Here is an 18,259-nt window from a genome sequence, read left to right on the forward strand (position 1 = left end):
AGATAAGGTTTATGGATCAGCACCGTTGCAAATCAAACCTAAGCGGGTTTAAGCAAAGACAATACTTGTTGCGGGGCTGCGTTTGCTTGCGCCTGCACTGCGGTATTGGCTTGTGCGCGGATTTGTTGCTGCGCTAGGTTTGCGGTGCTGGCTGCGTAATCTGTGTCTGCAATCCGGCTTTTTGCTGCGGAAAGGTTTTCTGCGCGGTTTTGCAAATTGGCGGCGCTTGCCGTGAGTCGGTTACTGACTGCACCATAATCGGATCTGGCACTAGAAACCGAGGCTAAATCACTATCCAGCCTAGATAGCGCCTGCCCAGCAGATGCGGCACTGGATAAATTGATTTGCCCTGAGCTGCTATTGAGTTGAGTAAGATCTGGCCTTGAAATAGACAACTGGTCTCCCGCATTAGCACCCGCCTGAAAATTTAAATTCCCCTGGCCTTGCAGCAAAGATTGGCCGTTAAAATTACTGTTTTTTACGATATCGTTATTAGATAAAGCCAGTTGATTGGCTTCTTCTTGAATGGCGGATCGATCTTGGCTGCTGAGGCTATCGTTGCCCGCAGCAACAGATAGCTCACGGATACGCTGGGTATTATCTTGCAGGCTTTCAAGTGCACCATCGGCAACTTGGGTGAGTGAAATGCCATCATTAAGGTTAGATCTAGCCTGATTGCTGCCGGCAATTTGTGCCGCAAACTGCTCAATCAGGATGGTGCTAGCAGGGTCTGTTGTTGTGCTGCGCTGCGCAGAGGAAAGCTCACTAAGCGTATTGCCGAGTGCTTTTTGTGTACCACTTAAGCTATTTTGCACATTAAGCGAGGGCAGGTTAGTTGATATACCGATAGCCATGACGTGTTCTCCAACAGAAGTTCCTACTTAACCATACTCTGCTCCGCGAATAGCTTCAATCATCGCACGCCATAACACAGACCTGTGGTCACTCGATTAAAATTTGGAATAGGTTTGCGTTACCTCATTAGAGTTTCAGCATGGGCATGGCAGTATGCTTATTGGAATTTTATAAGGATATTTATTGTGATTGCTATACAGTTTTTGGTAGTTATTGCTGCCATCTTACTTGGGGCAAGGCTCTCTGGAGTCGGCCTTGGGGTGATGGGCGGTTTAGGCTTGGCAATCTTGGTATTTATCTTTGGTTTGCGACCCACCACGGCCCCCATTGATGTAATGCTTATGATTCTTGCCGTGATCACCACGGCAGGGTGTTTGCAAGCCGCAGGTGGGATGGATTTTTTGGTGCGCATTGCCGAAAAGCTGCTGCGCAAAGATCCTAAGCGCATCACCCTGTATGCGCCCTTGGTGACTTATTGCTTTACTCTTTTTGCAGGCACTGGCCACGTTGCCTACGCCGTATTGCCGGTGATTGCCGAAGTTGCGCATGAATCGGGGGTGCGGCCTGAGCGGCCTTTATCTATTGCGGTGATTGCATCACAAGCCGCCATTACGGCGAGCCCTATTTCTGCGGCAACGGTGGCATTGCTATCTTTGCTTTCCCCTGCTGGGATTCATTTGGGCGATATTTTACAGATTGCTATTCCAGCCACGCTATTGGGGACCTTGGCTGGGGCGTTTGCAGCAAGCCGACAAGGCTGCGAATTACAGCTTGATCCGATTTACCGCGAAAAATTAGAGCGGGGTGAAATTCAAGCGCTGCAAAAGGCAGAACAAGTACTGCTGCCTAAAGAGGCTAGCCGTTCGGTATGGGTTTTTCTGCTTGCGGTGATTTCGGTGGTGATGCTAGGTACTTTTCCAGCCTTGCGCCCTAGTTGGGATGTGGCGGGTAAAAGCGTGCAGCTTGAGATGTCTCAAGCGATTGAAATTGTGATGTTGTCTGCTTCTGCGCTGATTTTATTGTTCTGCAAAGTAAAGCCAGATGAGGTGGTGAAGGGATCGGTATTCCGCGCGGGCTCTGCTGCTGTGATTGGGATTTTTGGTGTGGCTTGGATGGGAGATACGTTTATTCACGCCAATATGGCGCTGTTTTCTGGCTCAGTAAAAGAGATTGTGACAGCACAACCTTGGTTATTCTCTTTTGCCTTGTTTGGTATGTCGATCTTGCTGTACTCGCAAGCGGCAACGATCCGTGCCTTACTTCCTTTGGGAATCGCCTTAGGCATACCTGCCCCAGCGCTGATTGCCATGTTTCCTAGTGTTAATGGTTACTTTTTTATCCCTAATTATCCAACCGTGATTGCGGCAATTAATTTTGATCGGACGGGTACAACACGAATTGGCAAATATTTACTGAATCATAGCTTTATGTTGCCAGGGCTAGTCTGTTCAACGGTTTCCGTGGGGTCTGGTTTCGCATTGGCACGTATCCTCTTGTAATACAAAGAATATTACCTTTAATGCTGGGTAATTCTAACTGGCCGGTCTTTAGAAAAATCGCTGAAGATGTGGGCTATGGATGCCCAAATACAAATCTCAGCTCCGGCTAGGAGCCCGCGCAATCAACTTGATGTTGCACATCATAAGCAGCAGTTTCGCCTGCAAAGTATGGCTGCTCGCGTCGAGGCAGAGAATGAGGTGCAGCAGCTTACCCAACGCTCTTTTCAAGTGGCCAGCGCACCTATACGCTTAGATGAGCAAGCTAGAAATACCACCGCTAGTCAGTCACTAGAAAATCAATTGATGATGTCGCAAATTTGGATGGCGCCTGCTATCTACGGGACTCAGCTAGCGTTGATTAAACAAGATCTGCCGTTCAATCCCAAACAAACGCTACGAATTGAAAATGCCTTGGCAAGTTATAAGGCCATTTCTTCAGTCGGGGATACTGAGCCAGGCGCTGGCTTAGCCACCACGGCTTAGCTTCAACTGGCTTTAAATACGCCATTGTTGCTAGCTTGGGCGGATTAGCCCAAGCTAGCATTTAGGTTTTAACGCTTGGTTTTTAATGCAGCTAATGCTGCTGCCATTGCGCCTTGGGCCTCTGGCTGGCGCTCCACTATTTTTCTATCCTTGGGTGTCATGCTTTGCTTAGGCATATCTGTGCTTGGCGCGGCGCTATCTGTTAGGCGCATGGTGAGCGCAATGCGTTTACGTGGCACGTCGATTTCTAGCACTTTCACTTTTACCACGTCACCGGTTTTAACCACTTCACGCGGGTCTTTAATAAAGCGGTTTGCCAGTGCCGAGATATGCACGAGGCCATCTTGATGCACGCCAATATCCACGAACGCACCAAAATTGGTCACATTGGTCACTACGCCTTCCAGCACCATTTCTAGCTTTAGGTCGGAAATTTTTTCTACGCCTTCAGCGAAGCTGGCGGTTTTAAACTCTGGGCGCGGGTCACGGCCAGGTTTTTCTAACTCGCTCAGAATATCTTCGATGGTGGGTACGCCAAATTGCGCATCGGCCAGCTCGTTTGGATTCAGGCTTTTAAGCAGCGTGCTGTCGCCAATAATCTGGCCGATATTTTTACCGACCTTAGCAATGATTTTTTCCACCAGTGGATAGGCTTCAGGGTGAACCGCTGAAGCATCTAGCGGATTACTGCCCACCATCACGCGCAAAAATCCTGCTGCAAGCTCAAAGCTTTTATCGCCAATACGTGGCACTTTTAGCAGTGCTTTACGTTCAGCAAAAGCGCCGTGCTGATCGCGATAGCTAACAATATTGGCCGCCATAGTGGCCGTGAGCCCAGAGACGCGGGTCAAGAGCGGCACTGATGCTGAGTTCACATCTACCCCCACCGCATTCACGCAATCTTCGATCACGGTATCCAGCATTCTGGCTAGCTCGTTTTGGTTTACATCGTGCTGATACTGGCCCACGCCAATGGCTTTGGGGTCGATCTTAACCAGCTCGGCCAGCGGGTCTTGCAAGCGTCGAGCAATGGATACCGCACCGCGTATGCTGACATCCAGCTCAGGGAATTCTTTAGCAGCTAGCTCAGACGCAGAGTAAACCGAAGCCCCCGCTTCAGACACCACCAGCTTTTGCATCGCCAGCTCAGGCAGTAGCTTGATCAGCTCGATCGCCAGTTTGTCGGTTTCACGGCTGGCCGTGCCATTGCCGATTGAGATGAGTTCTACGCGGTGTTTTTTGGCTAGCGCAGCAAGGGTCGCGAGCGACTCGTTCCACGCTTTGCGCGGCTCGTGCGGATAAATCGTTGCGATATCGAGTAGCTTGCCAGTGCGGTCTACCACGGCTACTTTTACGCCAGTACGCAGCCCAGGGTCTAGACCGATGGTGACTTTGGGCCCTGCAGGCGCGGCCAGCAGCAGGTCTTTCATATTGCTGGCAAATACTTTAATGGCCTCAATATCGGCCTGCTCGCGCAGCTGGCTGAGCAGCTCCGCCTCTAAGCTAGTAAAGATTTTAGTGCGCCAGCTCTGGCGTACGGTGTCATTCAGCCATTTGTCGGCAGGGCGGCCTAAGTTTTGCACGCCAAAGCGCTCGGCAATGCGCATTTCACAGCTATTTGGGGGCGCATTACGCAGGCTAGCAGCCTCTAATTCTTCGGGTAGCAGCACCGATAATTGCAGAATGCCTTCGTTTCTGCCGCGCAAAATCGCGAGAATACGGTGCGATGGCATGGCTGATATTTTTTCATGGTAATCAAAATAATCGGTAAATTTAGCGCCTTCTTCTTGCTTGCCTTCAATCACGGTTGTTTTGCTGCTGGCTTGGCTATGCAAATGGCTACGCAGCTTAGCAATGAGCTCGGCGTCTTCGCTAAAGCTCTCAATCAAAATGGCGCGCGCGCCCTCTAGCGCCGCTTTGGTGTCCGTGATATCTGCATTCAGGAAAGTGCTGGCGGCGTGTTCTGGATTGAGATTAGGGTTAGCCAGCAGCTGTTCGGCCAGCGGGGCGAGGCCCGCTTCTCTGGCGATGAGTGCTTTGCTGCGGCGTTTTTGTTTGAAGGGCAGGTAGAGGTCTTCTAAGCGCTGTTTATTATCGGCGCTAAGCAGCTGGATATTTAGCTCTGGGCTAAGCTTGCCCTGCTCGGTGATATTGCTGATGATGGCGCTACGGCGCTCTTCTAATTCACGTAGATAGCTAAGGCGCACTTCCAGATTACGCAGCTGGGTGTCATCCAGCCCGCCGGTCACTTCCTTGCGGTAGCGGGATATAAAAGGAACGGTGGCACCGTCGTCTAATAGCTGAACTGCCGCTGCAACTTGGGCGGGGCGGCAGGCGATTTCGCTGGCAATACGTTGGTGAATTGAAGGCAGCATAAGGCAGATTCTAATAAGGGCATGAAGATCTGCATTTTACGGCTTTTTTCACTGATGTTATGTAGAACAATTTTGCATCTACAAAAAGCACAGAAGGTAACCTCGAAAACCCCATCTGATCTCATAATACTGCGTTCTGCTTTAAAAAAATCTCCTTACATATCAAACATACGCAGCGTCTATTTTTTAAAGTGCTGTCTTATTTAGCAATATAGATTTTTTGAGGCCCCTAGAAAAGAGAGTGAATTTAGCCTCTTCTTTATTTTTCTTGATTAATTTGCTTGCGAGTTTCATCAAGAATTTTTTGAAAATCACCAGTGTCCTTCATTTTTTTTAAGCCTAGATTAAAACGGGCGATTAGTTCCTCAGCACGGGGGTGTTTGTTCCAAATAACCACATGCATTGGGGCGATCCAAAAAGCTTGTTTCTGCCAGGTAATTTGTGCACGTTTATCTGCGGGGAAATTTTGCTGCAATAAATATTGCCCTACTTCTACATCGATAGGAAACAGATCAATATGACCTGCAAGCAGTTTGCGAAAGCCAGTAATATCATCTGTGCCGGTATCCGTTATTAATACATGTTGTTTTTGGAGTTGAGCAAATTCTTCAGAATAAAAATTGCCTAAAGTAATGCCAATGCGTGATTTTTTTAAATCACTGAGCTTTTCCCATTTTTTTTTTGCACCTACGCGCTCAAAGAAAACCATATTGGCAGAAAGAACGGGATCGGTATAAAGCAGATCTAATTGCCGCTCTGCCGATATGGCCCAGCCAAAGCTACCATCTAAAATCCCCTTGCGTGCCACTTCTAAGGTGCGATTATTGGGGTAGAACTCATAGCTAACTTGAACATTTTCTCGGGCAAAGGCCTCTAAAACTAGCTTAGAAAAAATACCATAAGAAGCTAAATTCTTCCCCATATAGGGAGCCCATTCTTGATTGGAAAGGCGAATTTTAATCATATCATTAGCAGCAAAAAGATGAGGGCTAACGATTAACAGTAAATTTAATATGCAATTACGAGTTATTAAACGCATTTTATTCACCTAACTCATTAAAAAATAAGAACGGTGGGTTTTGTTTGCCCAGCGCCAGCAATATGGCTTATTGCCGTGCGATTGGAGGCGTTAAGCCAATAAATTCTGGATAGTCAGTAATAATGCCTTGTAAGGAAAACGTTTGGCAAATAAGGTGCTCGGCTTCTGTTTGTGCGCCATAGGCAAAGTTATTAAACCCCTGCGCATGGCTTTGTTGGATTAACTCATTGTCTAGGGCTTCGTAATCCCACACTAAGGTACGTAAACGTGGGTAGGGTAAAGCAGAGAGGAGGAGTTCGTGGATTTGTGCTGGGCGGTGAGCAATCAGCAAGCCGCAATCAATTTTTAATTCTTTAGCTACACTTATTATAATTTCATGGCGAAAAGAGGTGATAAGCAGCTGGTGATGATCAACATAGTTTTTTAGTATGCTCATGCAGCTAGGTAATACGGATGGGGTTTTTATTTCAATATTCCAATAAGCATCTGGAAATGCATCGAGCGCTTCGGCTAAAGTAGGGACTAAATAGCCGGCTAAATGAGACAATTCATTCCGACTTAATGCTGCTACCGCTATGCCATTTGGGGCATTTCTATCGTGGTATAAAATGGCTTCGCCATCGGCGGCCAGCCTAACATCCGTCTCTATTCCCTTAAAACCTGCCGTTAAGCTTAATGCAAAGGCTGCAAGCGTGTTTTCTGGGGCTGTACGGTGTAAACCGCGATGTGCAAGTCGCAACATAGAATGGGTTACACTCTTGAAAAAAATTGATGTTTCAATAATAGGATGCGGTGCATGCTTCGTGCTAGAAGTTTTCTGAATAAATCCGGCATTATTTGTTTATTAGCAGTGATGGGCCTATCGCAGCTTGCCTCTGCAGCAGATCGTCCTCGTATTGGCTTGGTGCTGGGCGGCGGCGGCGCACGTGGCTTGGCCCATATCGGTATATTGAAGGTACTTGAAGAAGCACGAATCCCTATTGATTGCGTCGTGGGGACCAGTATTGGCTCCTTAGTTGCGGGTGCTTACGCTGCAGGCCGCACACCGGCTGAAATGGAAAAAAGAGCAACGGATGCCAATTGGGATGATTTATTAAGCTCTAGTTTACCTAGGCAATTAAGCGCTATTCGTAAAAAACAAGATGATAAGCTCAATTTAGTGGGCATTGAGTTGGGGCTTAGAGATTCTGGCGAAGTGGCTCTGCCTTCTGCTGCAATTAGCACACAAAAAATTGAATTATTTCTACGTGAAATGACTTTTGGCGGCACGATTTCATCTTTTGATGCGCTAGCGATTCCCTATCGGGCGGTGGCGACTGATATTGAAAACGGTGAAATGGTAGTACTAAAAGATGGGGATATTGTAACCGCCATGCGGGCAAGCATGGCAGTGCCAGGCTTGTTTCCTGCGGTTGCTCAAGGTTCGCGTTTATTAGTGGATGGGGGATTGGCGAGAAATGTGCCGGTGGATGTAGCCCGCTCACTTTGTGCTGATGTGATTATTGCCGTGGATGTGGGCGCTCAGCCTTTAAATAGAGAAGACATTAATAGTATTTTAAGTACTGCCGATCAATATACGCGCTTAATGGTGGCACAAAATGTAAAGCCGCAATTAGATAGCCTTACTTCACGTGATATTTTGATTACGCCTAATTTAGGTGGCTTAAGTTCTTCTGATTTTAAACGTGGTAAAGATTTGATTAGCAAGGGAGAAGAGGCCGCAACGCTCAGCTTATATCAGTTGAGTAAATATGCTTTGCCTGAGGCAGAATATAAAGCTTGGCAACAGCAAAGATTAGCTAAAAAAATGGCACCGCAGCCTGTGCAAATGGTTGAAGTAACGCCTATGCGCAAAATTAATCCTGACGTTTTGAAAGAAGCGGTTGATGTGCGAATTGGCATACCATTAGAGTCAGAGATTTTTCATAAGCGCTTATCTGAAGTCTACGCTCGAGGAGATTTTTCTCAGTTAGATTATGAGCTTACAGATCACGATGGTGCGCAGCGTCTTACTTTAATTCCAATAGAAAAAGATTGGGGACCTAATTTTCTTTCCTTTGGTTTGGGAATGGGGACTGATTTTGAAGGTAATAATCCATATAGCTTAACGGGCATGTACCGCCGTACGTGGATTAATTCTTTAGGGGCAGAGTGGAAAAACTCGTTTAGGGTTGGGGACACAATGGAGTTTCAATCAGAGTTTTATCAGCCATTGCAATTAGATGGTTATGCTTTTATTGCACCCTCTGTTCAGTTTAAATCTAGCCCTGTTTCTATCTGGAGGAATGGCGAAAATATCGCTCAATATCGCTATACACAATCAGGCATTGGTATTGATTTAGGATCAAGTTTGACGCGCTTTGGTGAGGTGCGCTTAGGTGTGGCGTATCAGCATTATGATGCAGTAAAGCAAATCGGAGAAAACCTAGGCTCCTATGATGTTATGGGGGATTACGGTGTTCGTATGAGTATGTATTATGATCAATTAGATAATCTTAATTTTCCCTCAAAGGGCAATTTATTTCATCTATCTTCCTATTATGCTTTACAAGGGCAAGGTGATTTTAAGCCCTATGGCCGAGTGATCTTAGATGCTCAGCATGCGTTTTCTGTGGGGGGTGTAAGAGGCAACTTTGCTGTACGCGGCCATTATTCGCATAAAGACGCGCCATTTTTGCCAGATTCACAGTCGCTGGGTGGTTTTTTAAATTTATCTAGTTATCGCAAAAATGAATTGCTTGGGGAAAACACCATTTACGCCAAGGCGCAGATTTATTCACCGGTGACTCTATTAGGGTTGAGCGTAGGGGGCAGCTATTTGGGGGCGGCATTTGAAGCAGGCCGCACGTTCAATCCCTTAAATGATGATAAAGATGGTTGGCATAATTCAGTAACAGGGTTTTGGGCTGCAGACACCTATCTTGGGCCTTTTTACTTAGGCGCTGCTTATGGAGATAATAAAAAACTGCGTTATTACTTGATGCTGGGAAATCAGTTTTAATTTGTTTTTTTAAAGGGAGATGGCGATGTTGAAATTAAGTTTAGTAGCTAGCTTGTTGGCGCTGTGTGTTGGCACTGCTTATGCGGGGCCACAGCAAGAAAAAATGGCAACGTGTAATAAAGATGCAGCCACGCAATCCTTAAAGGGCGATGCACGTAAATCATTTATGAGTAGCTGTTTAAAGGCGGCCCCTGCCTCAGCGCCCATGACTCAGCAAGATAAAATGAAGCAATGCAATAAAGACGCAACGGGTAAAAAAGGTGATGAGCGTAAAGCCTTTATGAGCTCTTGTTTGAAGAAATAAGCCAGCGGCCAGATGCAAAGTCTGGCCGTTATTGAGTTGCGCTGCTGGAGGTCCCTCTTCTGATCACTTTTTTGCGCACCCCGTACCCTATATGGCACACGTTTACTTATTAGGGCAGGGGAATACACGTCAAAGCATCACGAAAAAATACTCGCTCGCTTGGGCGTAATTCAAATAGCAAGGCGCGCAATCGCTCTATGATTTGATAGGCGATGAGGCTTGCTCCCTGCTCATATACACAAAACCATGCTGCTTCTAGTAAGAGATTGGCTAGCTGTAAAGGGGGAAAGTTGACACGGCCACTGTCGTATTCTTCTAGCGTAAATTGCGCCCAAGAAAACCAATTGCTAAAGCCTTTACTCGCTGAAAATGGGGCTGGGAAAGGTTGTAATGCCGTGGCCGCTGCTGTTAATGATAAAGGCTGTTGTAGGCGAAATGCCTCTAAGCAAGCCGCACCCTCAGGCAAGCAATTACCGCGTGCAATGCGCAGGATAAAAATGGTGTTCCAAGCCGAGGCACTACCAACACCAAACCGATCACAAATCCATTCTGATAAGCCTAGCCAGCGCATGGCCTGAACTTGCACGCTTGCTTGAGTGAGCTTTAATAATTTGAGTTGGCTAAATAGCCATAAACACCAGCCAATATTAGCTGCCACGTGTTGTACGGCATCAATAGAATCGGCCTCACATGCGGCTTCTAAGGCATAGCTTAGCGCTTGTAATGCGGCATCGGCGGATTCTTTCCGCAGCGTACAGCCTTCGGCCATCGCGTCATATTTGTACAATAAAGCACTTAAATTAAGGTATTCAAAGCGTACGCGAGGGTTGTAGCGCACCACAGGGCCAAGTGTGGTTGAGGCTTCTAGCTGAAGCAGTAGCATGCGTGCTGCTTCAATATCACTATGAGTATAGCGATCCCATGCGTGTACGATTTGTGCCATTGCCGCAAATGTGGGCTGAGCACTTGCTAATTGCCCCACCGCAATAATATGTTCAAAGCGCTTTAAGGCTTGTTTGCTTTCAGGTAATAAATCGCTGCGACGCCATGCCAAACTTGCTTTCATTAGAGCGAGCGCCCGCTGAAAATCATCGTGGGCGCATTCTTGAGCAAGCAAAAACGGATCACTCATGCGTAAAGCGGCTGGACGGACAAAGCCATCGTGGCCTTCACGCATTCCTTGAGTGAGATGCTTCCAAAAACTCATATCCTGCATGACATAATCCACACCCTTGCGCTCACCTGTTATGCCCATTCTGGGTAGTGCAGGCGTTTGTAATCCTAAAAAGGTTGCCAGATCGCTAGGGGCTAGGCTTACGCCCTGCTGGGTAAACTTTAGGCATTCCAAGCTTTTCTGCGTTAGCCAAAACGGCCCTCGGCTGCGTTGTGCCGGATTTAACATCGCGACATTTAGCTGTTGATCATGCCCCCAGCCCACGGTGATGTGTAGGCGTGAATATTCTGCAAATGCGCGTGAAATTAACATCCGAATAGCTTGTGCCTGTGGAAAATTAGCGCGGATGATGGCGGCAGTTAATAGACGTTTTTCGATTTGCTGAGCGTAAACCATGCGCACTAACAACCACAGGGATTGGTAACGTAGGGGCTCATCCCCCGCCTGGTAAGGCGTAGATAATTCAATCACAATTGGGGATAGTGGTTTAGTCATAAATACTTTAAATAAAACAATCTATGAAGCGTTGAAGTAAATAACTTAAATACACTGTATGCAATATGTGTAAATAAATTTTAATTTGCAATACAGTACCACATTCAAATAATAAACGAGCTGCTTGTGTATTTAAATTTATTAACTTCAGCTTGGTTACACATGTTACAAAATAGCATATTTACCAAATGGTGTAGCTTTTATTATTATGTGTAACTTGATTGGCTTACACATTAATGAATAGAGGATTAAATATGCTATTAAAGAAATATTTACTTATAACTGGAATACTGCTTTCTATGGCTAATTCTGCACATGCGTTTCAGCCTGATTATAAAAGCCTATTTAAAGGCTATGACGGCTGCTTTATGCTTTACGATAACAGTAGCAAGAAAATGCTAAGTGAATACAACCCAAATAATCGTTGCTCACAACGCATTCCTGTGAATTCGACCTTTAAACTTCCCTTGGCCCTGATGGCTTTTGATGCAGGGCTTATTAATAAAGACACGGTATTTAAATGGAATGGTCAACGCTATGATCTTCTTGATTGGAATCAGGATCAAAACCCAGCTAGCTGGGAGAAGTATTCGGTGGTTTGGGTCTCGCAGCACATCACACCACAGCTTGGTTTGGATAAAATAAAACAATATCTAGCTGATTTTAATTATGGAAATCAGGATTTTTCAGGTGATCCAGGCAAAAATAATGGCTTAAGTAATGCATGGTTGAGTAGTAGTTTAAAAGTATCCGCAAAAGAGCAACTGGCTTTATTGCAGCAGTTTGCAAATGGCACATTACCACTTAGCCAGCAAGCCATGGCTGAAACCAAGAAAATCATTTATGTGGGAAAATTAAACCATGGGGCAGATCTTTACGGAAAAACTGGTAGCGGCTGGAAAAATAGAAGTGATAAAGGGGGGAACAGCAAAAAAATGCGTGATGGCTGGTATATTGGCTTGGTTGAAAATGCGGGTAAACAATATATTTTTGTAAGCAATATTACGGATGAAAATATTCCAAGTGCAGATGATAAGAAAATGGGTGGCCCCATTGCAAAAGAAATCTCACTTAAATTGTTGAATAGTTATTTTTCCTCTTAAAGACCGCGCGGCATAAATATCGAAGGGGCACCGCCTAAATCGGCAGCCTCTTTGCTCACTTTGGTGTTTCGTAGGCAGCTTGGCAGGCATTGGCGGTGCTGTCATATATAGCTTGCAGCGCTATGCAGCTCATCTGAGTAAGTTTACAAAGACAGCTTCGTAATAAAGTCTGGCTTTATATCGCTTGAATTTGCCCTTATCATCCCAATCTATTGTGAAAATACCCCTTATTATTTATCATCCCCTGCCTAATATATGACTTTTCTTCATCGCCTATTTAGCAAGACCACTGGAATATCTGCCATGCCCGCTACCGATCTGCTGCTTGCCGCGCTTGCTAATGAAATTGATCCAAATACAGGGCGCGATTATGTTTCGGCCAAATGTATCAAGAATTTAAAGTCTGAGCAGGGGGCGGTTAGCCTTGATATTGAGCTGGGCTATCCAGCGGCTAGCCAATTAGCGGCCATTAAAAGCCAAGTGGAGCAGGCTTTACTGGCGGTGGATGGGGTGAAATCGGCTCAAGCCTCTGTATCTAGCCATATTGTGGCTCATGCTGCGCAGCGTGGTTTGCCATTGCAAAAAGGCATTAAAAATATTATTGCGGTGGCCAGTGGGAAGGGCGGCGTAGGTAAATCAACCACGGCGGTTAATTTAGCCTTAGCGCTGGCGGCAGAAGGCGCGAGTGTGGGGCTATTAGATGCAGATATCTATGGCCCATCGCAGCCAACCATGATGGGGGTTGCAGATCAAAAGCCTGAAGCCGTAGAAAATAAATACATTCTACCGATTGAAAATCACGGTATTAAAACGATGTCGATTGGATTTTTAATTGATACCGAGCAGCCTATGGTGTGGCGTGGCCCAATGGTTACTCAAGCTTTAACCCAGCTTTTGAATGAAACCATGTGGGGCGAGCTCGATTACTTGGTGATTGATTTGCCGCCTGGTACCGGTGATATTCAGCTGACTTTAAGTCAGAAAGTACCCGTAACTGGCGCGGTGATTGTCACCACACCACAAGATATTGCCCTGCTGGATGCACGTAAGGGCATTAAGATGTTTGAGAAAGTAGGCGTGCCGATTTTAGGCTTAGTCGAAAACATGAGCATGCATATTTGCAGCCAGTGTGGCCATGCCGAGCCTATTTTTGGTGAAGGAGGTGGGGCAAAAATGGGTGCTGATTATGGTATTGAATTGCTAGGCCAATTGCCGCTAGATTTGTCGATACGCCTCAATGCCGATGCCGGTAAGCCATCGGTGGTGGCGGATCCAAATGGCAAAATTGCTGAGCTATATAAATCGATTGCACGCAAAGTAGCGGTAAAAATTGCCGCTAAATCACAAGACTTCTCCAGTAAATTTCCAAAGATTGTGATTCAGAAAAATACTTGATTATTCATCAGATATAAAAAAACCCGACACCATATGATGTCGGGTTTTTTTATGGACAGAATATCAAAGATTAACCAGCGCGTGATTTGCTAGCGGATGTGGTTTCAATCCATTTACGTACGCGTTGTGCATCGCCAATACGGGTGTATTTGCCATTTGAATCGAGTAAAACAATCACAACAGGTGTGCCATTAATGGTGGCCTGCATCACTAAGCAACGGCCGGCCTCATTAATAAAACCGGTTTTGGAAACACCAATAGTCCAGTCTTCTGCTTTAACTAGTGGATTGGTATTGTGGAATGCCAAGTTTCTGCCGGTTTGGTTAGAAACAAAGCTGTATTCACTGCTGGTGGTGAAGTCATGAATTTCTGGATAGCGGTGTGCAGCTTTTACCATCAAAGCTAGTTCACGCGGAGTAGAAACATTATTGGGCGTTAAGCCGGTTGAATCATAAAAACGGCTGGTGCGCATTCCCAGTGATTGAGCTTTTTCATTCATTTTGCGAATAAAAGTAGCTTGGCCCGCAGGGAAAGTGCGCGCTAAAGCGGCGGCAGCGCGATTTTCAGAAGCCATTAGTGCTAAAAGCAGCAACTCACCACGGGTAAGGGTAGTGCCTACCGTTAAACGCGAGCTGGTGTTTTTTAGTGTATCAATATCGGCTTGGCTAATGGTTAGCAATTCATTTAATGGCAATTGCGCATCAAGCGTAACCATTGCTGTCATGAGTTTGGTAATCGATGCGATGGGTGTAACCGCATCGGCATTTTTCTCAAACATAATCTCGCCACTTTGCTCATTGAGCACCAACACGCCCGTGGATTGCACACCAGGGTTATCTAGAGTGGTTGACATGGCTAATGCGCGTGAAATGGTGACATCTTTACGCGCGTTAGCAATCGCACGATTGGTAATCTGTTTGTTACTTGATTTAGTCGCCGTTTTTGTTGTTTTTAATGCTTTCGTTGCTTTGGCGGACTTATTCTTCGCTGAAGCTTTGGCTTTAGCACTGTGGCTTGAGGTTTTAGAGATCGACGATTTTGTGGCCGATTTATGGCCAGTATTTGCCGCCGCAGTGGCCGGTACGACCAGGCCTAGCGCTGCAACGAGGGTGCAGCATGAGAAAATGCGGTACAGCATGAGATAGAGGCTCCAAGGGCTAGGGACGGCAAAAATATGACGCTGCCATCCTTCATAATTGTGGTTTTATTTTACGCAATGAATTTAAAAATGTCATGTTAAATCAAATAGTACGGTAGGATTTGATAGAAATCGGATTAGAGTATTTTTTCGTGATTTTGTTTTTTTGCAGCAAGTTTGTTGTTGCGGTGCAGCAATAATTTGCTAGAATGGTGTTCCTTTCGAGTTGCTTTCGGAGAAAACCGATGTTTAATAACAAATCGATGGATGAAATTTTCAAGCAGCTTACTGAGACCAACCAGAAACTGTTGCAAAGCTGGGTAAATCTGGCTCAACCTGGCGAACCTGTCGCCGAGCTAGCTCCAATGCATCAGATGATGTCTGGATTGACGCAAAGCAATCCCTTTTTAGCGCAGCATGGCGATTTTTATAAGCAACAACTTGATTTATGGTTAGGCTTAATTGGTGCTAAAGAAAAAGCGCCAGTTGTTGTTCCCGAAAAAGGCGATCGCCGCTTTAATGCGCCAGAGTGGGAACAGCCGCTATTTGATTACATTAAGCAAAACTACTTGGTAACCTCTCGTTGGTTATTGCAATTGGTAGATCAAGCAAACACCGATGATGCCGCGCGCGAGAAAATGAGTTTCTTTACTCGCCAATATGTCGATGCTATGAGCCCGGCAAACTTTGCTTTTACCAATCCAGAAGTCATGAAACTGGCTTTAGAAAGTAAAGGCGAAAGTCTGCAGGAAGGCATGAAAAAGTTAATGGAGGATATGCAGAAAGGCACTATCACCATGACTGACGAATCTCAATTTGAGGTCGGCAAAAATCTAGGCATCAGCCCAGGACAAGTCGTTTTTGAAAACGAGCTGTTCCAATTACTGCAATACACCCCTGCTACTCCTCAAGTTTATTCCCGCCCCTTATTGATTGTTCCGCCTTGCGTAAACAAGTTCTACATCATGGATTTACAGCCTGATAACTCCTTAGTGGCCTACGCCGTTAGCCAAGGGTTTAAAACCTTTCTGGTTTCCTGGAAATCAGTGACGCCAGAGATGGGGCACTTAGAGTGGGATGATTACGTTGAAAATGGCGTGATTAGCGCTTGTGATGTGGTGCGTAAGATTGGCAAGGCAGAAAAAATAAATGTGCTGTCTTTCTGCATTGGCGGTGAATTAGTTTCTACCGCTATGCCGGTGATGCAAGCGCGTGGTTTGGATTGGATTGAATCTGTCACGCTGATGACGGTGATGATTGATCACACCGAGCCTGGCGATATCAAGCACTTTATTGATTGGAATCTGATTAAAAAGCGCGAAGCCTTGTTAAGCGAAGGTGGTGTGATTGGCGGTAAAGAGCTATCTCGTACTTTTTCAGCATTACGTTCTAATGATTTAATTTGGAACTACGTGGTTAATAATTATCTGAAGGGTAAAACGCCAGCACCGTTTGATTTACTCTATTGGAATAATGATTCGGCTAATTTGGCCTTGCCGATGCACACTTTTTTCCTACGCAATATGTATTTGGAAAACAATCTCACTAAGCCTAATTCATTTAGTCTTTGTGGTGTGCCTATTGATTTAACTACCGTTACTGCACCAACGTATATTTTTGCTGCGCGTGAAGATCATATTGTGCCTTGGCAATCCGCCTATTTAAGCACCCGTATTTTTAAAGGCCCATTACGCTATGTACTTGGGGCTTCCGGCCATATCGCAGGCGCGATTAATCCGGTAAAAGCCAATAAGCGTAATTACTGGGTGAATGAAGATTTATCGGGTGATTCGGAAACTTGGCTTAATGGGGCAGAATCTCGCCCAGGCAGCTGGTGGCAGGATTGGAGCCAATGGCTGATTCCTTTATCGGGGGAGCAAGTTGCAGCATCTAAAACGCACGGCAATGCGGCATTCAAACCAATTGAACCAGCACCTGGCCGCTATGTAAAAGAGCGTTTGGCTTAAGGCATTTTAGATTCATCATTTAGCAAGAATTGTTAGATATCTTGTTGGTTTTAAAAGCTTTAATTTGTATGTTGATCGGCATCTTGCCACTGACAGGCTTAAATACCTTGTTTAGCGATCGCTATTAAGGTGTTTAAGCCGACTCTTGATACAGCCTATTTAAGGGAAATACCGCATGACTGAGATCGTGATTGTTGCTGCTGGCCGTACTGCTTTAGGCAATTTTGGTGGTGGCCTAGCTAAAGTGCCGGCTGCAGAGCTAGGTGCGACCGTAATTCGTGGTTTGCTTGCAAAAACCGGCATTGCAGCAGATCAAATCAGTGAAGTCATTTTAGGCAATGTTCTGACTGCTGGCCTTGGTCAAAATCCCGCTCGCCAAGCACTACGCCGCGCTGGCCTGCCAGATTCAATTCCTGCATTAACGATTAATCAAGTGTGTGGCTCTGGGCTTAAAGCGGTTGCGCTAGGTATGCAGGCTATTTTATCTGGTGAAAGCGAAATTGTTATTGCGGGTGGTCAAGAAAATATGTCGGCATCGCCCCATATTTTACCAGGTAGCCGTGATGGTTTTCGCATGGGCAATGCCACGCTAATCGACACTATGGTGTATGACGGTTTAACCGATGCGTACAACAACTACCATATGGGCGTTACGGCAGAAAACATCGCTAAAAAATACGGTATTACGCGTGAAGAGCAAGACGCCTTAGCACTGTCTTCGCAAATGAAAGCCGCTGCAGCACAAGAGTCTGGCCGCTTTGCAGAAGAAATTTTCCCTGTGCTGATTCCACAAAAGAAAGGTGATCCAATCGTGTTTGATAAAGATGAATTTATCAAACCAGCCACCACCGCTGAATCTTTAGCCAAACTGCGCGCAGCCTTTGATAAAGAAGGCACGGTAACCGCAGGTAATGCATCGGGCATTAACGATGGTGCTGCTGCGGTAATGTTGATGAGTGCTGCTAAGGCCAAACAGCTAGGCCTTACACCACTGGCAACCATTCGTGCTGCCGCTTCTGCTGGTGTAGACCCAACGATTATGGGCATGGGCCCAGTGCCAGCTACTCAGCGTGTATTAGCGCGTTTGGGCTGGAGTATTGAAGATTTAGATTTAATTGAAGCCAATGAAGCTTTTGCCGCGCAGGCTTTAGGCGTAGCGCGTGAATTAAAGTGGGATGCCAATAAAGTAAACGTTAATGGTGGTGCAATTGCTTTAGGCCATCCAATTGGTGCCTCAGGCTGCCGTATTTTGGTAACGCTATTGCATGAAATGCAACGCCGTGATGCTAAAAAAGGCCTAGCTACACTATGTATTGGTGGCGGCATGGGTGTGGCTTTAGCCGTAGAGCGTTAATGCTTAGCAATTAAATGTCTAATCAAAGCCCTCACATTGAGGGCTTTTTTTTCAGAATGTTTTTATAAGTTCCATAG

The 18,259-nt window shown here is 45.8% G+C and carries 15 protein-coding genes; 9 read left to right on the plus strand and 6 right to left on the minus strand.

Going from position 1 to position 18,259, the window contains the following annotated elements:
• Positions 1 to 38: 38 nt before the first annotated feature.
• A complete protein-coding gene (locus tag R6242_RS01270; protein WP_318422912.1) occupies positions 39 to 854 on the minus strand; it encodes a flagellin in 816 nt (271 codons plus the stop codon).
• A gap of 186 nt (positions 855 to 1,040) precedes the next feature.
• Here R6242_RS01270 and R6242_RS01275 point away from each other — a divergent pair, with 186 nt between their 5' ends.
• Both R6242_RS01275 and R6242_RS01280 read left to right on the plus strand, forming a co-directional pair.
• Positions 1,041 to 2,354: an anaerobic C4-dicarboxylate transporter gene (locus R6242_RS01275; RefSeq protein WP_318422915.1), complete on the plus strand. Its 1,314-nt coding sequence runs from the start codon at positions 1,041 to 1,043 to the stop codon at positions 2,352 to 2,354.
• 75 nt (positions 2,355 to 2,429) lie between these two features.
• Complete coding sequence (locus R6242_RS01280; protein WP_318422918.1) at positions 2,430 to 2,837, plus strand: hypothetical protein; 408 nt, start codon at positions 2,430 to 2,432, stop codon at positions 2,835 to 2,837.
• 68 nt (positions 2,838 to 2,905) lie between these two features.
• Here the strand turns inward: R6242_RS01280 and R6242_RS01285 are convergent, their stop codons facing one another.
• The 3 genes from R6242_RS01285 to R6242_RS01295 form a co-directional block, all read right to left on the minus strand.
• On the minus strand, positions 2,906 to 5,212 hold the full coding sequence (locus tag R6242_RS01285) for a Tex family protein (RefSeq protein ID WP_318422920.1): 2,307 nt from the start codon (positions 5,210 to 5,212) through the stop codon (positions 2,906 to 2,908).
• 259 nt (positions 5,213 to 5,471) lie between these two features.
• Positions 5,472 to 6,176, minus strand: a complete 705-nt coding sequence (locus R6242_RS01290) for a substrate-binding periplasmic protein (RefSeq protein ID WP_293932518.1) — start codon at positions 6,174 to 6,176, stop codon at positions 5,472 to 5,474.
• Positions 6,177 to 6,318: 142 nt separating this feature from the next.
• On the minus strand, positions 6,319 to 6,993 hold the full coding sequence (locus R6242_RS01295; protein WP_293932517.1) for a glycerophosphodiester phosphodiesterase: 675 nt from the start codon (positions 6,991 to 6,993) through the stop codon (positions 6,319 to 6,321).
• A 54-nt stretch (positions 6,994 to 7,047) separates the two neighbouring features.
• Between R6242_RS01295 and R6242_RS01300 the strand changes: the two genes are divergently transcribed.
• Together R6242_RS01300 and R6242_RS01305 are read left to right on the plus strand one after the other, a co-directional pair.
• Entirely contained in the window at positions 7,048 to 9,252 is a 2,205-nt protein-coding gene (locus R6242_RS01300; protein ID WP_318422927.1) for a patatin-like phospholipase family protein, read from the plus strand.
• Positions 9,253 to 9,277: 25 nt separating this feature from the next.
• Positions 9,278 to 9,556, plus strand: a complete 279-nt coding sequence (locus tag R6242_RS01305) for a PsiF family protein (protein WP_318422929.1) — start codon at positions 9,278 to 9,280, stop codon at positions 9,554 to 9,556.
• Between the two features lie 109 nt (positions 9,557 to 9,665).
• On the opposite strand, the gene R6242_RS01310 is transcribed toward R6242_RS01305, so the two are convergent.
• Positions 9,666 to 11,225, minus strand: a complete 1,560-nt coding sequence (locus R6242_RS01310; RefSeq protein ID WP_318422932.1) for a hypothetical protein — start codon at positions 11,223 to 11,225, stop codon at positions 9,666 to 9,668.
• Positions 11,226 to 11,461: 236 nt separating this feature from the next.
• On the opposite strand from R6242_RS01310, the gene R6242_RS01315 reads away from it, so the two are divergent.
• Complete coding sequence (locus tag R6242_RS01315) at positions 11,462 to 12,328, plus strand: penicillin-binding transpeptidase domain-containing protein (RefSeq protein ID WP_318422935.1); 867 nt, start codon at positions 11,462 to 11,464, stop codon at positions 12,326 to 12,328.
• A gap of 303 nt (positions 12,329 to 12,631) precedes the next feature.
• Positions 12,632 to 13,723, plus strand: a complete 1,092-nt coding sequence (gene apbC, locus R6242_RS01320) for an iron-sulfur cluster carrier protein ApbC (RefSeq protein WP_293937838.1) — start codon at positions 12,632 to 12,634, stop codon at positions 13,721 to 13,723.
• A gap of 70 nt (positions 13,724 to 13,793) precedes the next feature.
• Here the strand turns inward: apbC and pbpG are convergent, their stop codons facing one another.
• Positions 13,794 to 14,576, minus strand: a complete 783-nt coding sequence (pbpG, locus tag R6242_RS01325) for a D-alanyl-D-alanine endopeptidase (RefSeq protein ID WP_293937816.1) — start codon at positions 14,574 to 14,576, stop codon at positions 13,794 to 13,796.
• Here pbpG and R6242_RS01330 point away from each other — a divergent pair.
• The 3 genes from R6242_RS01330 (at position 14,575) to R6242_RS01340 (ending at position 18,182) form a co-directional block, all read left to right on the plus strand.
• Positions 14,575 to 14,868, plus strand: a complete 294-nt coding sequence (locus R6242_RS01330) for a hypothetical protein (RefSeq protein WP_318422939.1) — start codon at positions 14,575 to 14,577, stop codon at positions 14,866 to 14,868. The two genes, pbpG and R6242_RS01330, sit on opposite strands and share 2 nt — an antisense overlap.
• A gap of 238 nt (positions 14,869 to 15,106) precedes the next feature.
• Positions 15,107 to 16,828, plus strand: coding sequence for a class I poly(R)-hydroxyalkanoic acid synthase (locus tag R6242_RS01335; RefSeq protein ID WP_318422941.1), 1,722 nt, complete (start codon positions 15,107 to 15,109; stop codon positions 16,826 to 16,828).
• Positions 16,829 to 17,003: 175 nt separating this feature from the next.
• A complete protein-coding gene (locus R6242_RS01340; RefSeq protein ID WP_318422944.1) occupies positions 17,004 to 18,182 on the plus strand; it encodes an acetyl-CoA C-acetyltransferase in 1,179 nt (392 codons plus the stop codon).
• The last annotated feature ends 77 nt before the right edge of the window (positions 18,183 to 18,259 follow it).

The sequence above is a fragment of the Iodobacter sp. CM08 genome, from assembly GCF_033446605.1.
Classification (GTDB): Bacteria; Pseudomonadota; Gammaproteobacteria; order Burkholderiales; family Chitinibacteraceae; genus Iodobacter.

Bases quoted from the DNA above. Each gene is read 5' to 3' on its own strand.
- R6242_RS01270 (WP_318422912.1), bottom strand. From the start codon at position 854: ATGGCTATCGGTATATCAACTAACCTGCCCTCGCTTAATGTGCAAAAT.
- R6242_RS01280 (WP_318422918.1), top strand. From the start codon at position 2,430: ATGGATGCCCAAATACAAATCTCAGCTCCGGCTAGGAGCCCGCGCAAT.
- R6242_RS01285 (WP_318422920.1), bottom strand. From the start codon at position 5,212: ATGCTGCCTTCAATTCACCAACGTATTGCCAGCGAAATCGCCTGCCGC.
- R6242_RS01290 (WP_293932518.1), bottom strand. From the start codon at position 6,176: ATGATTAAAATTCGCCTTTCCAATCAAGAATGGGCTCCCTATATGGGG.
- R6242_RS01295 (WP_293932517.1), bottom strand. From the start codon at position 6,993: ATGTTGCGACTTGCACATCGCGGTTTACACCGTACAGCCCCAGAAAAC.
- R6242_RS01300 (WP_318422927.1), top strand. From the start codon at position 7,048: ATGCTTCGTGCTAGAAGTTTTCTGAATAAATCCGGCATTATTTGTTTA.
- R6242_RS01305 (WP_318422929.1), top strand. From the start codon at position 9,278: ATGTTGAAATTAAGTTTAGTAGCTAGCTTGTTGGCGCTGTGTGTTGGC.
- R6242_RS01310 (WP_318422932.1), bottom strand. From the start codon at position 11,225: ATGACTAAACCACTATCCCCAATTGTGATTGAATTATCTACGCCTTAC.
- R6242_RS01315 (WP_318422935.1), top strand. From the start codon at position 11,462: ATGAATAGAGGATTAAATATGCTATTAAAGAAATATTTACTTATAACT.
- apbC (WP_293937838.1), top strand. From the start codon at position 12,632: ATGCCCGCTACCGATCTGCTGCTTGCCGCGCTTGCTAATGAAATTGAT.
- R6242_RS01330 (WP_318422939.1), top strand. From the start codon at position 14,575: ATGGCTAATGCGCGTGAAATGGTGACATCTTTACGCGCGTTAGCAATC.
- pbpG (WP_293937816.1), bottom strand. From the start codon at position 14,576: ATGTCAACCACTCTAGATAACCCTGGTGTGCAATCCACGGGCGTGTTG.
- R6242_RS01335 (WP_318422941.1), top strand. From the start codon at position 15,107: ATGTTTAATAACAAATCGATGGATGAAATTTTCAAGCAGCTTACTGAG.
- R6242_RS01340 (WP_318422944.1), top strand. From the start codon at position 17,004: ATGACTGAGATCGTGATTGTTGCTGCTGGCCGTACTGCTTTAGGCAAT.